At 63.9% G+C, this 15,307-nt stretch carries 11 protein-coding genes; 5 read left to right on the top strand and 6 right to left on the bottom strand.

Annotated elements, in window-relative coordinates:
• The first annotated feature begins 11 nt into the window (after positions 1-11).
• A complete protein-coding gene (locus tag AB433_RS15280) occupies positions 12-1,061 on the top strand; it encodes a serine hydrolase (protein WP_053059204.1) in 1,050 nt (349 codons plus the stop codon).
• A 169-nt stretch (positions 1,062-1,230) separates the two neighbouring features.
• On the opposite strand, the gene AB433_RS15275 is transcribed toward AB433_RS15280, so the two are convergent.
• The gene (locus AB433_RS15275; protein ID WP_047824253.1) at positions 1,231-1,482 is read right to left on the bottom strand and encodes a hypothetical protein; all 252 of its coding nucleotides are present in this window, start codon (positions 1,480-1,482) and stop codon (positions 1,231-1,233) included.
• A 284-nt stretch (positions 1,483-1,766) separates the two neighbouring features.
• On the opposite strand from AB433_RS15275, the gene polA reads away from it, so the two are divergent.
• From polA to AB433_RS15260, 3 genes are all read left to right on the top strand, one after another.
• Positions 1,767-4,625, top strand: coding sequence for a DNA polymerase I (gene polA, locus AB433_RS15270; RefSeq protein WP_047822200.1), 2,859 nt, complete (start codon positions 1,767-1,769; stop codon positions 4,623-4,625).
• 24 nt (positions 4,626-4,649) lie between these two features.
• A complete protein-coding gene (locus AB433_RS15265; protein WP_053059203.1) occupies positions 4,650-6,041 on the top strand; it encodes a sensor histidine kinase in 1,392 nt (463 codons plus the stop codon).
• A gap of 71 nt (positions 6,042-6,112) precedes the next feature.
• Complete coding sequence (locus AB433_RS15260; RefSeq protein ID WP_053059292.1) at positions 6,113-7,207, top strand: mechanosensitive ion channel family protein; 1,095 nt, start codon at positions 6,113-6,115, stop codon at positions 7,205-7,207.
• A gap of 39 nt (positions 7,208-7,246) precedes the next feature.
• Here AB433_RS15260 and AB433_RS15255 read toward each other — a convergent pair whose 3' ends face one another.
• Both AB433_RS15255 and AB433_RS19610 read right to left on the bottom strand, forming a co-directional pair.
• The gene (locus tag AB433_RS15255; protein WP_047822198.1) at positions 7,247-9,550 is read right to left on the bottom strand and encodes a CDC48 family AAA ATPase; all 2,304 of its coding nucleotides are present in this window, start codon (positions 9,548-9,550) and stop codon (positions 7,247-7,249) included.
• Between the two features lie 360 nt (positions 9,551-9,910).
• On the bottom strand, positions 9,911-10,390 hold the full coding sequence (locus AB433_RS19610) for a COG3650 family protein (protein WP_156170849.1): 480 nt from the start codon (positions 10,388-10,390) through the stop codon (positions 9,911-9,913).
• 111 nt (positions 10,391-10,501) lie between these two features.
• Between AB433_RS19610 and AB433_RS15245 the strand changes: the two genes are divergently transcribed.
• A complete protein-coding gene (locus AB433_RS15245; RefSeq protein ID WP_047822195.1) occupies positions 10,502-11,491 on the top strand; it encodes an agmatine deiminase family protein in 990 nt (329 codons plus the stop codon).
• Here the strand turns inward: AB433_RS15245 and AB433_RS15240 are convergent.
• The 3 genes from AB433_RS15240 to AB433_RS15230 are packed head-to-tail and all read right to left on the bottom strand — an operon-like array spanning position 11,488 to position 15,118.
• Positions 11,488-14,049, bottom strand: a complete 2,562-nt coding sequence (locus AB433_RS15240; RefSeq protein ID WP_047822193.1) for an HWE histidine kinase domain-containing protein — start codon at positions 14,047-14,049, stop codon at positions 11,488-11,490. The genes AB433_RS15245 and AB433_RS15240 overlap by 4 nt on opposite strands.
• On the bottom strand, positions 14,046-14,687 hold the full coding sequence (locus AB433_RS15235; protein ID WP_156170848.1) for a biliverdin-producing heme oxygenase: 642 nt from the start codon (positions 14,685-14,687) through the stop codon (positions 14,046-14,048). The genes AB433_RS15240 and AB433_RS15235 overlap by 4 nt, the downstream gene beginning before the upstream one ends.
• 23 nt (positions 14,688-14,710) lie before the next feature.
• Complete coding sequence (locus AB433_RS15230) at positions 14,711-15,118, bottom strand: baeRF12 domain-containing protein (RefSeq protein WP_047822191.1); 408 nt, start codon at positions 15,116-15,118, stop codon at positions 14,711-14,713.
• Positions 15,119-15,307 lie beyond the last annotated feature (189 nt).

Here is a 15,307-nt window from a genome sequence, read left to right as displayed (position 1 = left end):
AGGGAGCCACGATGGGACTGGAATTGAGCTTGAGCCACTGGCGAACGATCCGCCGCGCCGCGATTGCGGCCATTGCCGCACCGGCCATGTTGCTGGGCACAACCGTCGAAGCGCGCGATTCGAAAGCGGCAAGCTTCGAGGAATTCATCAACGGCCCGAACGGATCCGTCCTCGACGGTCGGCAGGCTGATGATGCGCAGACCTCTGGCCTGCGTCAGCAGCTGTTCGCGGTTGCCCGCGCCGACAAGGGCCGAATCGGCGTTGCCGCGCTGGACCTGAGCAGCGGGCAGACCGTCTCGATTCTGGGCGATCAGGCCTTCCCCATGGCCAGCACCTCGAAAATCGCCATCGCGGCCACGTTTCTGGCCGGTGTCGATGCGGGCAAGTACCAGCTGGACGACAAGTACCCGCTGATGATCCCGGTCGCCTCGCGCCCGTTCTCGACCGCGGTCGCACCGGTAAAACCGGGCATGTCGCTGACCGCGCGGAGCTTGATCGAGCTGATGATTACGCGCAGCGACAATGCCGCGACCGACGCTATGTTGAAGGCTGTGGGCGGACCGGCGGAAGTGACCAAGTGGATGCGGTCCAAGGGCTTCAACCGGTTCCGCATCGATCGCGACATCGCGACGCTGGTGCGTGACGACGGCGAATTCGATCCGGCGACCGGCGCGGATCAGCGCGATTCGGCCCCGCCGATGGAAATGGTTCAGCTGATCGCCGGGCTCTACAAGGGGCAGTGGCTGTCGGGGCCGAGCACGGATGTTGTGATCGGCGCGATGACACGGACCGTTACCGGCAGCCGCCGGATCAAGGCGGGCCTGCCGAGCGGGACCAGCTTTGGCCATAAGACCGGCACTTTGAACAATACGGCCAGCGATGTCGGCTTTGTCGAAATGCCGGACGGGCGCGTTGTCGCCCTGGCAATCTACGTCACCGGTCAGGGAGGCCGTCCGCAGCGCGATGCGCGGATCGCGGAGATTACCCGCACGCTCTATGCCGGCTTCGCCAATCCGCGTTTTGCCGCGACGGCATCGAACGACAACACGCGCAATCGCTAAACGGCGTTGACCGGCAGGGCTGTCGTGGGCCGCCTTGCCTGTCGCGCGTCACCCTTATGGATAGGGCCGGGTCGGACGCGCCCAATGCAGCCGTGTTTCTCTACCCCAGATACAAGAAGGGCGCGGAAAGCATCTGCCTTCCGCGCCCCGCTTGTTCGCTTACGCTGAATTAGTCAGCAGCAGCTTCAGCTTCCGTCTCGTTCTGGACGTCGGCTTCAACTTCAGCAGCTGCATCGTCAGCTTCGTTGGCAGCTTCGGCCATCGCGTCGTCAGCGGCTTCGCCCATGGCGTCGACGTTTTCAGCGGTGTCTTCGGCAGCGCCGTCAACGGTAGCTTCGGCGGCGTCTTCGGTGCCTTCCGAGCAAGCGGTCAGCGAGAGAGCGGCACCGGCAGCAGCGGCGGCGAGAATGATCTTGCGCATAAACATGCATCCTTGTTTCCGAATGGAGCGTACCGAGACCCCTCAGGCACGCAAGTCCAACCGCTAAGGCTGGCCTCGGCGCACAGGAATAGTCGTATCCGGAAATGGATGCAAGCGTCTCACAGAAAACGCCATAATCCGTATGACATCGGATCATGTCGAGAATTTGCTGCCAATACGGCGGAAATGGGGCGGCTCGCGATGGTTCGTGCATCACGTGCGATGCGGTGGATCGATGCGAAAATGCGGCTGACCCGGGCGCAAGGCGCTGCTAATCCCCATGCATGAGCGATGCCGAAACCCCGTCCCGCAAGCCCCATCTCTATCTGGTCGACGGTTCGGCCTATATCTTCCGGGCCTATCACCGCCTGCCCCCGCTGACCGACCCGGAAGGCACGCCGGTCGGTGCGGTCTATGGCTATACGACGATGCTGTGGAAGCTGGCGCAGGATCTGGACGATGCGGATGGTCCGACGCACCTTGCGGTGATTCTCGACAAGGCATCGCGGTCGTTTCGGCACGACCTGTTCCCCGACTACAAGGCGAACCGCCCGCCGCCGCCCGAAGACCTGATCCCGCAATTTCCTCTGATCCGCGATGCGACGCGCGCCTTTTCGCTGCCCTGCATCGAGGAAGACCTGCTGGAGGCCGACGATCTGATCGCCAGCTATGCCCGCGCCGCCACGCGGCGGGGGTGGGACGTTACGATCGTGTCTTCGGACAAGGACCTGATGCAGCTGGTCGGCAAGTGCGCCGAGGGCGGCGGTTGTGTCGACATGCTCGACACGATGAAGAATGCCCGCATCAATATTCCCGAAGTGCAGGAAAAGTTCGGCGTCTTGCCCGAACAACTGGGCGATGTCCTCGCGCTGATGGGCGATAGCGTCGACAACGTGCCCGGAGTGCGCGGGATCGGTCCAAAGACGGCATCGAAGCTCATCAACGAGTACGGCGATCTCGAATCGGTGCTGACCGCCGCGCCGGACATGAAGAAGTCCAAGATGAAGGAAAACCTCATCGAGCATGCCGAGATGGCGCGCCTGTCGCGCGTCCTCGTGCAGCTGAAAGAGGATTGCGACCTGCCGATGGCGCTGGAGGACTTCGCGCTCGACGGTATCCCGACCGATCCGCTGGCGGCGTTTCTGTCAAAGCATGGGTTCACATCGCTGCTGAAGCGGCTTGGCGCGGGTGCGGGCAGCCCGGCGCGGCCAACCGACCTGAACCCGGCGAAAGCGCAGAACGCGGCGGCCGAAAATGCGCCCGGCGCTACGCGGCAGGCATTGCCCGAATGGCCGAAGGTCGATCTCGACACCTACGAATGCGTCCAGAGCGCCGATCGGCTGGACGCATGGATCGCCCGCGCCTTTGCCGCCCATGCCGTCGCCATCGATACAGAGACCAGCTCGCTCGACGCGATGCGCGCCGAACTGGCGGGGGTCAGCCTTGCGCTTGGCCCCAATGATGCCTGCTACATCCCGCTGGGGCATGGCAGCGACGACATGTTCGCCGAAAAGCCCGAGCAGATCGCGATGGATGAGGCGCTGGCCAAGCTCAAGCCGCTGCTGGAAAGCGATGCGGTCCTGAAAGTCGGGCAGAATATCAAGTACGATATCAACGTGCTGGCGCGTCACGGCATCGCGATGGGGCCGGTAGAGGACACGATGATCCTGTCCTTCGACCTTGATGCAGGGCGCGGCGGAGGCGGCATCGGGCAGGCGCACGGGATGGATTCGCTCGCCGAGACGCACCTTGGCCACACCACCCTGACGTTCAAGGACATTTGCGGCACCGGCAAGAAGCAGATCCCGTTCAGCGCCGTCCCCCTCGAAAAGGCGACCCGCTATGCCGCCGAGGATGCGGACGTGACGTGGCGGCTTTGGAAGGTGCTGCGCCAGCGCGTGGCAGACGAGGGCGCGACGCGCATTTACGAGCAGGTCGATCGCCCGCTGATCCCGGTCGTCGCCGGGATGGAGCGCGAGGGGATCAAGGTCGACCGCGATTTCCTGTCGGGCCTGTCAGCCGAGTTCGGCGGCCAGATCGACGCCTTCGAAAAGGAAATCCACGAACTGGCGGGCGAACCGTTTACAGTCGGCAGCCCGAAGCAGCTTGGCGAAATCCTGTTCGACAAGATGGGCTACAAGGGCGGCAAAAAGGGCAAGAGCGGGCAGTATTCGACCGACCAGTCGGTGCTGGAAGGGCTGGCCGCACAAGGCGTGGACATGGCCGCGCGCGTGCTGGACTGGCGGCAACTGTCAAAGTTGCGGAGCACCTATACAGAGGCACTGCAACAGGCGATCAATCCGCGTACGGGGCGGGTGCACACCAGCTACAGCCTTGTCGGGGCGCAAACCGGGCGGCTGTCTTCCACCGACCCCAACCTGCAGAACATTCCGATCCGCACCGAAACCGGTCGCCGCATTCGTGAAGCTTTTGTGGCAGAGGAAGGCAACGTCCTGCTCGCCGCCGACTATAGCCAGATCGAACTGCGCCTTGCCGCGCACATGGCCGACGTGCCGCCGCTAAAAGAGGCGTTCGCGAACGGAGAGGATATTCACGCCCGCACCGCGCTGGAAATGTATGGCGAAGTTACCCGCGACACCCGCGCGCAGGCCAAGACGATCAACTTTGCGATCCTTTACGGCATTTCGCGCTGGGGCCTTGCCGGGCGGTTGGGCACCGATGCGGACGAGGCGCAGGCGGTGATTGACCGCTATTTCGAGCGGTTCCCCGGCATTCAGCGCTATATTGTCGCAACGCTCGAGAAGGTGCGCGAGTGCGGCTATTCCGAAACGCTGTTCGGGCGCAAAACCCACTTCCGCAACATCAATTCCAAGAACCAGGCCGAGCGGCAGGGGGCCGAACGCGCCGCGATCAACGCGCCGATCCAGGGCACCAGCGCCGACATCATCAAGCGCGCGATGGCCCGGATGATCCCCGCGCTGCGCGATGCGGGGCTGAACGATGTGCGGATGCTGTTGCAGGTGCACGACGAACTCGTCTTCGAACTGCCCGAAGGCGATGTCGCCGCCGCCAGCCCTGTGATCGAGCGTGTCATGGCCGAAGCGGCATTGCCCTCGGTTACGCTGGACGTGCCGCTGGGCATCGACATCGGCACCGGAAAATCATGGGGCGAAGCGCACTGATCGCGGGGCAATGGCCATGATCCGGTGCGTTTTGCCACAGACAGCGGCGGATCGGGCGGCTATGACCGGACCGCGATGAGTACGATGGCTGAGACGGCAGGCAGGATCGAACCGACCCCGGCGGCAGAAAAGCCCGCCGCGAAGCCGCGCAAGCGGCGCGCGTCGGCCCTGCTGGTGCTGGCGCTGGCGGCGGTTGGCGTGCTGGGCAGCCTGTTCCTTGTGTGGTCGACCATCGCGGCAGAGCGGCGCGAGCGCGAACAGGTCGGTCGCACGACCGAGATCATCGGCGCGCTGCGCGACATCGACCGCGCGGCGATCAATGCCGAGGCAGGTCAGCGCGGCTATTTCATCACGCTCGACCGGCGCTATTTGGCCTCTTACGCCTTTGGGCAGGATCTTTATCCGCGTGCGTTGCAACGGTTAAAGGAAAGGCTGGCTGAAACCGATGTATTGCCGCGTCAGATCGAACTGTTGCAGGAAATCGAGGATCGCAGCGATGCGAAGTTCGCCGAATTGGGCCGCAACGTCGCCCTGATCGAAGAGGGCTCTATCCGCGAAGCGCAGCAGAGTATCCTGTCGAACGAAGGCCGGCTTGCGATGGAGCGGTTGCGCGCCTCGCTGACGGAGATGGAGCGGTTGGAGGAAGGCATCCTTGCCACCGCACGGTCGGAAACCGCGGCGGCGGAGGATCGCGTCTTGCCCTTGCTGGCGCTGTCGCTGTTGATGACCATCGGCGCATTGGGGCTTGGCCTGTCGCAGACGGTGCGTGCCACCCATGCGGAGGCGCGGGCGGCGCAAGCGCGAGAGCTGGAAGAGGCGCGCGACCGCGCCGATCTCTTGGCGCACGAATTGAACCACCGGGTGAAGAACCTGTTTGCCGTGATCCTCGCCATTGTCCGGATGAGTGCGCGCGATGCGCCCGAGGCGAAGCCGGTTACCGAGGCGGTTTCCGCCCGGATCCACGCTCTGCTCGACGCTCATGAAGCGACGCAGGGCAAGGACACGGCGGGAGGCAATGCCAGCATGCGGGTGCTGGTCGACAAGGTGCTGGCTCCGTACCTCAGCAACGAAAATCCGGTATCGGTCGACGGGCCCGAGGTGGTGCTGACGGTGCGAGAGGCGACGCCGCTGGGCCTGGTCCTGCATGAGCTGGCGACCAATGCGGTGAAGTACGGCGCGTGGTCGCAGGATGGCGGGCAGATCCGGATCGAATGGCGTTATCACGGGCTGGGCGAAGATCGGGAGCTGGAGATCGTCTGGCGCGAAATCTCGCCCGAGCCGAAGGCTCCGGGCGATCGCAAGGGCTTTGGATCGATGCTGATGCAGTCGAGCGCTCGGCAACTGAGCGGCAGCATCGACCGCGATTTCGAAGCCGATGGCGTGGTCGTCGACATCCGGTTCCCGCACCCCGATTGACGCCGGACCAATGATCGAAACTTGGGTCGGGGCATTGCATGCTGCAATGCAGCACCCTAGGTTTCGGCGACATGGATAGAGTTATCGATTGGTTCGAAATGATCCCGCCAGCGTGGCGGGAAACAGCGTGGGCGGTGCTGGCGGGGGCAGTCGCGATCACCGTCGCATTGGTGGTGCACCGTCTGTTGTTCGGCATCCTGCGCAAGGTCGCACGGGGCAGCGGCAGCAGCACCGACGATGTGTTGGTCCGCCGTCTGGTGCGCCCTTCGCGCTATGCCTTCATCGCCTTGGCGCTGGTGCTGGCTGCGCGGGAAATCCCGGCGCTGGAAATGGCGTGGGAGAAGATCGCCGGTTTCGTCATGCCCGCCATCGTCGGCTGGCTGGCGCTGGCGGTGATGCACGCTTTTATCCACGCGATGACGGTACGGGCCGACATTACCGTGGCCGACAACCGGCAGGCCCGGCGAAAGCGGACGCGGCTGGCCATATTTTCGCGCATTGGTACGGCGATCATCATCTTCGTCACCGTGGGCCTGATGCTGCTGTCGATTCCCGGTGTTCGCGATATTGGCGTGACGCTGATGGCCTCTGCCGGTCTGGCGGGGCTGGCGGTCGGCGCCGCGGCGCAACCGGCATTGAAGTCGCTGATCGCGGGGCTGCAAATGGCGATTACCGAGCCGATCTCGATCGACGACGTTGTGATCGTCGCGGGTGAGTGGGGCCGGATCGAAGATATCAAGACGACCTATGTGGTCGTGCGCATCTGGGATGAGCGGCGACTGGTCGTGCCCACGACCAAGTTTCTGGAAGAGCCGTTTGAGAACTGGACGAAGAAGAATGCGCAACTGCTCGGTTCGGTCATGCTCTACGTCGACCCCGCGACCGACGTCGGCCCGATCCGCGCGGAGTTCGAACGCCAGATCGCCGTGCATCCCCTGTTCGATAAGCGGGTGCAGAATGTGCAGGTGACCGACCTGACGCCCTCGGCCATGGAAGTGCGCTTGCTGCTCAGTGCCGGCAATTCGCAGGAATTGTGGGACCTGCGCGTGGCGATCCGCGAATCGATGATGGACTGGCTGCGCCGCGAAATGCCCGAACAGATCGCCAGCCAGCGTATCCAGCCAACCCGGCCGCTGCGCATCGAAGGCGCATTGGCAGAGGGGTGATGCAAAAAGGCCCGCCGGGGTTAGCGGCGGGTCTTTGGCTTACTCGTGCTTGTTGTCGCGGGTGGGGCTTAACATCCCAGGCGTGACGAAGCCGATGGGATTCACCTCCGCCGCACGGCGTTTCAACTCACCGCGCATCTTGGCGTATTCGCTTTCCATGTGATCGGTGACCGTGGGGCGCGAATCCTTCAGGGCATCGTCGAAGTCCGCCTTGGTAACGCTGGACACCGAGCTGCCCTCGCGCCGGATGGCGTTGAGGCCCGCGCGGCGGACCACGTCTTCAAGGTCCGCGCCGGTATAGCGCTCGGTCTTCTTGGCGATGGCGGCAAGGTCGACATCGTCGGCCAGCGGCATTTTCGACGTGTGGATCTTTAGGATGTGCAGACGCCCCGGCTCACCCGGCGCGCCGACATAGACCAGTTCGTCGAACCGCCCCGGACGCAGCAGCGCCGGATCGACCAGCGTCGGCCGATTGGTCGCGCCGATCACGACGATGGATTGCAATTCCTCAAGCCCGTCCATCTCGGCAAGGATCGTGTTGACCACGCGGGCGGTGACTTGCGGCTCGTTACCGCTCGACCCGCGCGCGGGGACAAGGCTGTCTATCTCGTCGATAAAGACCACACAGGGCGCGACCTGACGGGCGCGGGCGAACAGCTTGGAAATCTGCTGCTCGCTCTCTCCGTACCACTTGGACAGCAGGTCGGACGATTTCATCGAGATGAAGTTCGCCTCCGCCTCCTTGGCGACGGCCTTTGCCAGCAGCGTCTTGCCGGTTCCGGGCGGGCCATAGAGCAGGAAGCCCTTGGCCGGACGGATACCCAGACGCTTGAAGGCATCGGGGTTCTTCAACGGCAGTTCCACGCCTTCGCGCAGCATCTCAATCGAATCGTCCAGCCCGCCAATGTCGGACCAGCCCACGGTCGGTGCCTGAACCATGACTTCGCGCATGGCGCTGGGCTGGATGCGTTTCGAGGCCGAGATGAAGTCGTCGCGGACGACTTTCAATTCGTCCAGTACCTCTGGCGGAATGGTCCGCGCGTCGAGGTCGATCTTCGGCATGATCCGGCGCACCGCATCGATGGCAGCCTCCCGCGCCAAGGCGGCAAGGTCGGCACCGACGAAGCCGTGCGTGGTGCGGGCCAGTTCGGTCAGGTCGACATCGTCGTCGAGCGGCATGCCGCGGGTGTGGATCGCCAGAATCTCGCGCCGACCTTTCTCGTCCGGCACCCCGACAATGATTTCGCGGTCGAAACGGCCGGGGCGACGCAGCGCCTCGTCGATGGCATCGGGCCGGTTGGTGGCGGCGATGACGACAAGGTTGGATCGGGCCTGAAGCCCGTCCATCAACGTCAGCAACTGTGCGACAAGGCGCTTTTCCGCCTCGCCCTGCACGTTCTGCCGCTTGGGCGCGATGGAATCGATCTCGTCGATGAAGACGATGGCGGGGCTGTTTTTCTCGGCCTCTTCGAACACTTCGCGCAGGCGCTTCTCGGATTCGCCATAGGCGCTGCCCATGATCTCCGGCCCGTTGATCAGGAAGAAGTTCGCGTCGCTCTCGTTTGCGACGGCCTGCGCCAGCCGCGTCTTGCCAGTGCCCGGCGGGCCATGCAGCAGCACGCCCTTCGGCGGATCGACGCCCAGCCGAGTGAACAGTTCGGGATAGCGCAGCGGCAGTTCGACCATCTCGCGCAATTGCTGAATAGTCTCGCCCATGCCGCCGACGTCGTCATAGTTCACGGCGGCGCGCGCATCGCGCGGCTCCTCGAACTCTGCCTTCAGTTCGACCTCGGTATTCTCGTCGATGTGGACGATGCCCTTGGGACTCGTCGACAATACCTGCAGGCGGATCTGGGTCAGCGCGTAGGCGGGCGCGTTGAACATGCGGGCGATTTCGGGCGGCATGTCCTGCACTCGCTGTTGCCCGCGCGTGGCGACAAGGTCGCCGGCGGTCAACGGACGACCGAAAAAGTTGCGGTGCAGCGCCTCTGCCGGACCTTGTAGCCGCATCTCGCGCTGGGCCGGGGCGAAGACGACGCGGGTGGCGGGGCGCGATTCGGCCTTGCGGACGCAGACATGCTCACCCGATCCGACTTCGGCGTTGCCGCGTTCCAGACCGTCAAGCCGGATCAGTTCCAAGCCTTCGTCTTCGGGATAGGGCAGCAGCGCGCGGGCAGGCGTAACGCGCTTGCCCTCGATCTCGATCACGTCGCCTTCGGTAAGGCCCAGCGTCGCCATCGCATCGCGGGGGATGCGGGCGATGCCGTGGCCCGATTCTTCCTGTCTTGCCGCCGCGACTTGCAGCTTCACCTCGCGGATGATCGTCGCGTCTGCATCGGCCATGTATGTGTCGTCCTCGTCTTATCGCGGCCCGGAGGTATCCCCCGGTGTTTCAAAGGACGAGATGGGAAGTGGTTCCGCGCGATACAATCGCGGCTGCGTGCGCCGATACGCGAATCGCGGACAAAAAAAGGCCCGGCGGGAAAAACCAGCCGGGCCGTATTAGTTTGGGAGAGGATGCCTGTAAGGCCCGTCCTAAGTGCGGTGAATCATGCTATTTCGCAAGTGCGAAAATGGAATTTACGATTGCAAAAATCGCAAATAACTTATAACTCTGTTATTTATCAAGAGTTTAATAACTTGCAAGTTTGTCAGCGCCCCTGCCAATTAGGGCGCGATTTAGGCATTTTGTGCAGCGCACCATCAACCGTCGAGCGTTCTGGCGCAGCCGCGAAGCTCTTGCTCACCGAATGTGACCGTCACCGTATAGGGATAAAGCCGGTCCGACATCCCGTCGGAGCATTCCTCTACCCGCGCACGCATTTTGATTGGCTTGCCCTCGATCTCACCGCTGACGATCGATTCGTCTTGCGCACTTTGTTCGCGGGTCATCGGCACTTGCACGCCATCGGGGTTTTCGGGCGTCATATAGCGCAAGCTGTCTTCGCTGACGTGAACCGACCAGAACGGTTCGGTTCCCAGCGCGCGATAGCTTGCCGGAAAGGCGCTTTCGGGCAGGACCGTCTCGGTCGTCTCGCCGGGGTCGTCCGTTGGTGTTGCGCTGGGCGTGGCCTCAGCAGGGGCGGCGGTCTCGCTTGCCTCGGGTGCGGGCGCGGTATCGTCGGACGCGTTGCAGGCGGCAGTCAGGGCAAGCGGGATCAGGGGCAGCAGGTTTCTGGTCATGCTCTGCTCCATAGCAAATCGCCGTTCTTTCCGCGAGGCTTGCCGCCGTTGCCGCGGTCTGGCACCGGCGCTGCAACGACCCTTCGACTTGCGCAGAAAGACCGAACCGAGATGACCGAGCAGACCTGGCTTATGCCGCCCGAATGGCACCGGCAGGACTGGCTGTGGATCGGCTTTCCGCACGATGCCGACGAATGGCCCGGTGTGCTGGCCCCCGCACAGGAAGAGATCGCCGCCTTCGCCAATGCCGTCGCCGAATCGGGGCAGGAGGTACGCCTGCTGGTCCGCGACGGCGCGAACGAGATGCGCGCGCGGCAGTTGTGCAGCGCCGCCGTCACGCTGGAGCGGCGGACCTATGGCGACATCTGGCTGCGCGATACCGGGCCGCTGGTGGTGAGCGACGGGGCGGGCAACCGCGCGGCGCGGCGCTTCGGCTTCAACGGCTGGGGCGGGAAGTACCTGATGGAGGGCGACCAGACCATCGGGGCAGCACTGGCCACTGACGCTGGGCTGGATATCGCGACGGCGAACTGGATTCTGGAAGGCGGGGCGCTGGACGGCGATGGCACCGGGCTGGCGGTCACGACCGAGCAGTGTTTGCTGAACCCCAATCGCAACCCGCACATGTCGCGCGATCAGATCGCAGAGGCTTTGGAGCGGGACCTGGGCTTCGACCGTTTGTTGTGGCTGGGCGATGGATTGCTCAACGATCACACCGATGGGCACGTCGACAACCTTGCCCGCTTTGTCGCGCCGAACACGCTGGCGTTGCCGGTGCCGACCGGCAAGGACGACCCTAACCGCGCGGTCTATGGCGATGCCCGCCAGCGGGCGAGCGACTTTGGCGTGACCGTGGTGGACGTGCCTTCACCGGGATCGATCACCAGCGGCGATTGGGTCGAACCGGCCAGCTACATGAACTTCGCGATCACCACGCACCTCGTCGTCGTGCCCACGTTTGGCAGCATGCACGATGCCGAAGGGGTCGCGGCCATCGCCGCGCTGTTCCCCGATCGGCAGGTTATCGGTTTGAACGGCACGGCGGTGCTGGCGGGTGGAGGCAGCTTTCACTGCGCCAGCCAGCAGATGCCCGCCGCCTAGGCGTCGCCGGCCAAAGACCGGCCTAGTTCGGCGAAGGCCGTTTCGATCTGGTTGGTGCCATAGGGCTTTACCACCACGGGCACATGCGCATAGCGGTCGGGGATCGTGCCTTCGCCGCCATAGCCAGAGGCGAACAGGAACGGGATGCCCGCATCGGCCAGCCGTTCGGCGGTTGGCATGGAGTTTTCGCGCCCAAGGTTGAAGTCCAGCACGGCCAGTTGAATATCGCCCCCTTCGATTGCCCGCGCGGCGACTGCGTTGCTGGCGGCCAATACCACTTCGCTCGCGCCCAGTTCGCGGAGCGAATCCTCTGCATCCAGTGCGATCAGCGCGCTGTCTTCGACCAAAAGCACCTTCTTGCCCGAAATCAGGTCGGCGCCACCGGTACGGTCTGCCTGCACGGCTTTTGTCACTCCATCCCGTTCCCGAGCGCTGGCGACATAGCGTGCGGGGATTGCAAAATCGGCCTCGAACCCGGCGGTCTTGTATCGGGTTACGGCCTCTCCCCCCAATTCGTGGGGGATCGAGTTCTCGATCACGGTCGTGCCGAAACCGCGCCGTTTAGGCGGCATCACGGCGGGGCCGCCGATCTCTCGCCATTCGATCACCAGTTCGCCGTCCGATCCGATCCGCCAGTCGATATCGACCGAACCGCTGTCGCTCAGCGCCCCGTACTTTGCGGCATTCGTGATGAGTTCGTGGATGACCAGCGCCATGACCGTGAACGCCTCTGGCACGATGGAAACATTGGGGCCGGACATGCGGACCGATTGGCGGTCGGGCTGAAAATAGGCCTTCGCCTCGGTCACGATCAGGTCTTCCAGGCGGGCCGGGCCCCACTGGTCGGCGGTCAGCTGGTCGTGCGCGCGGGCCAGCGATTGGATGCGCGAATCGAGCGTTGCGACGAAGGCGTTGACGTCATCAGCCTCGCGGCTGGTCTGGCCCATCAGCGCGCGGATCAGCGCGAGGATGTTGCGCACGCGGTGGTTCAATTCGCTGATCAGCAGCTTTTGCTGTTCGTGCGCGCGGCGGCGATCTTCGCTTGCAGCTTCGGTCAGGCGCAGGACGACTTCGAGCAGGGTCGAGCGCAGCGCCTCGGCCACGCGCATCTCGGCTTCCTCGAACGGCTTTGCCTCGCCCCGGACGAGCTCGGACCATTCCTCAAAGCTTTTGCGCGGGGTCAGGCGGGGTCCATTGGGGCCGTATTCGACCTCTTTTTCCTGATTGCCCGCCCAGCGGACCGAACGCAGCCGCTCGGACCGGAACAGCAGGACGTAATCGCGCGGACGGCGCGAAATCGGAATGGCGAGCAGGCCCGCCGCCTTGTCGGAATAGGCCTCTGCCTCTGGCAGAATGTCGCTGATCCGATTGGTGGTGAATATCTGGCCGGCATTGCGGCGGTTCAACGCGTTCAGCAGCGTGCGGAACTGCTGCTCATCCGGCGTCAGGCCGGTCAGCGACACGCTGTCGTCGACGAACACGCCCACCCCATCGGCGGGGATCGCATCGAGCACGAGGTCGCCCATCCACTGCGCATCGGTCAGCCGGTCCGAATCCTGGGCAGCGGCGGCCATCAGGCGGTCGGCCACCTTGCGGGCGCTGTCTTCGTAGGCGGTCTGCTCGCTGCGCAACCGGCTTTCGGTCAAGAGTGAGAACATCTGTCCAAACAGTTCCGCCGCGCTTCGTTCGGCAAAGCTGGGAAGACGGGGGCTATAGTGGTGGCAGGCGAACAGGCCCCACAGCTTGCCGCCGATGATGATCGAGATCGAGAGCGAGGCGCGCACGCCCATGTTCTTCAGGTACTCGACATGGATGGGCGATACCGCGCGGAACAGCGAGAGCGAGAGGTCCAGCGGCTCCCGATCGTCGATGGGCTGGATCGGGATCGGCGCGTCGTCCACGTCGGCGATGATGCGAAACACGTTGCGGACATACAGCGCGCGGGCTTGCTGCGGGATGTCGGTTGCCGGGAAGTTCAGGCCCAGGAAACTGTCGACCCCAGGCTCCAGCGCTTCTGCCACGACTTCGCCCGCGCCTGACGGGGCAAAGCGATAGACCATCACCCGGTCGAACCCGGTCAGCGACCGCACCTGCCGCGCGCCTTCGCGCATGATTGCCTGCATCGAATCAGCGTTCTGAATGCGGGTGATCATCGTGCGGACGAAAGAGGAAACCTCGATCTCGTCCCCGCGGGCGGGTTCGCATTCGATAATGACCGAGGGGCCGGAAAAGTGGATCGCCACATCGAACGGCTTGCCGTTTTCGACCAGCCGCATCGAGAAGATGCGTTCGACCGCATCATCGCCGCGCAATTGCGAGACGCGGCCGCGCAGGCTGCGCATGGCATGCGGGAGGAACACGCCGCCCAGCGGATGGCCCAGCAGGCCCAGTGGCTCGATGCCGAGGTAGAGTTCGGTATTGGCAGCGCGCTGCACGATCCAGTCCGAGCCGACAACGATCATGAAACCGAAGGGCTGGATAGTTCCGGGAATGTGGATGGGCTCCCGGTCACAGTTTGTCAGATCTACGGGCTGCGACCCCGAGACGTGCTGCTTCAAAGATTATCCTCCGCAAAGGCCTGAGCGGCGGCGACGTCTGCGGCCCTCCGGAATACGCGAAAGGTTTCTATAGCCGCATTCGTAACCTCGTCCAGCCATGCCGGGCCTTCCTCTGCGCCTGCGCGTTCTAACGCGGAACAGAACGCCTGCCAGCGCACCGACATATCGGGGCTGGCGGAAAGGTAGAAGCTGGGCGCACCTTGCGGGATACGTTCTGACAATAGCCGGCCGCCAAGCCGTGACCCTTCGATCACGTATTGCACGCCCCACGCGGCGACCGGCGATACGCGGGGTGCGATCATCGGGGCGGGCAGGGGCGCGTGCAGCGCGGCCAGATCGTCGGCCAGCGCGGGCAGGCGCGGCTGCCACCCGGACCAGCCCTGACCCGTCACCGCCAGTTCGAAGCGGGGCAGCGCCATTGCGTGCGCGGTCAGGAAGGCGCGGTAATGTCCACGGCGCGTCAGGTCGAACAGGGCGAAAGCGTCCTCGGTCGCCCCATGCTCTGCCTGCGTCGCATCGCGCAGCGCCATACGGATCGAGGATCGGCGCGTTTGGCGCACCGTATCTTCGATCCCCGTATCGTCGCGTGACGGCTGCTGCGCATCATGCATCGATTTCAGAGTTTGAGACCCGTCCATTTCTTCGTCCCGATTGGCACCCTCTATTCGGATAGCAGCACTTTTTCGATCCGGCTGATCGGCTCGCCGGTCAGCGTCTTGGCTTCTTCGGCGATCAGCGCCTGTTGAAGCTTCGTGTGATAATGGCGGCGCATCTCACCCAGGGTCTTGGGATCGGCGGTTACGGCCAGCTTTTCGATCGTGCCGTCCAGAACGGCGGCGTTAAGCCACTCGCTTGCGGCGGCGGCATGGGCCAGTTCGTCAAGATCGGTGCGGCCCAGTTTGCGGCCAACATCGTCCTGATGGCGCACGCCTGCGCTGAAATTGCTGGCGGTCAGTTCGGGCTTTGCAACCTCTTTCAAAGAGGGTGAATCAGGCGTGCCCTCGTTTTGCATGAGCACGAATTTATTGCCATCGACGACGGCAAGGTGGGCCTTGTGCGGCAGGCGCATCGGGTGCCTCCGGGGTCTTGTGTCAAACGTCAGACGCTATGGGTCTTGGTGCATGCAACGCATGCCACGGTGGAAAGTGCCGAGAAATCTAACGAAATCCCATGTTTATTTGCATGACGGGAAATCGGCCCGATAAATCCCATGATGGCGCATAGAAAAAGGGGCCGGAAGCGCGTGCTTCCGACCCCC

This window comes from Croceicoccus naphthovorans, assembly GCF_001028705.1.
GTDB classification, from domain to species: domain Bacteria; phylum Pseudomonadota; class Alphaproteobacteria; order Sphingomonadales; family Sphingomonadaceae; genus Croceicoccus; species Croceicoccus naphthovorans.
This window is presented reverse-complemented; position numbering and strand designations above follow the sequence as displayed.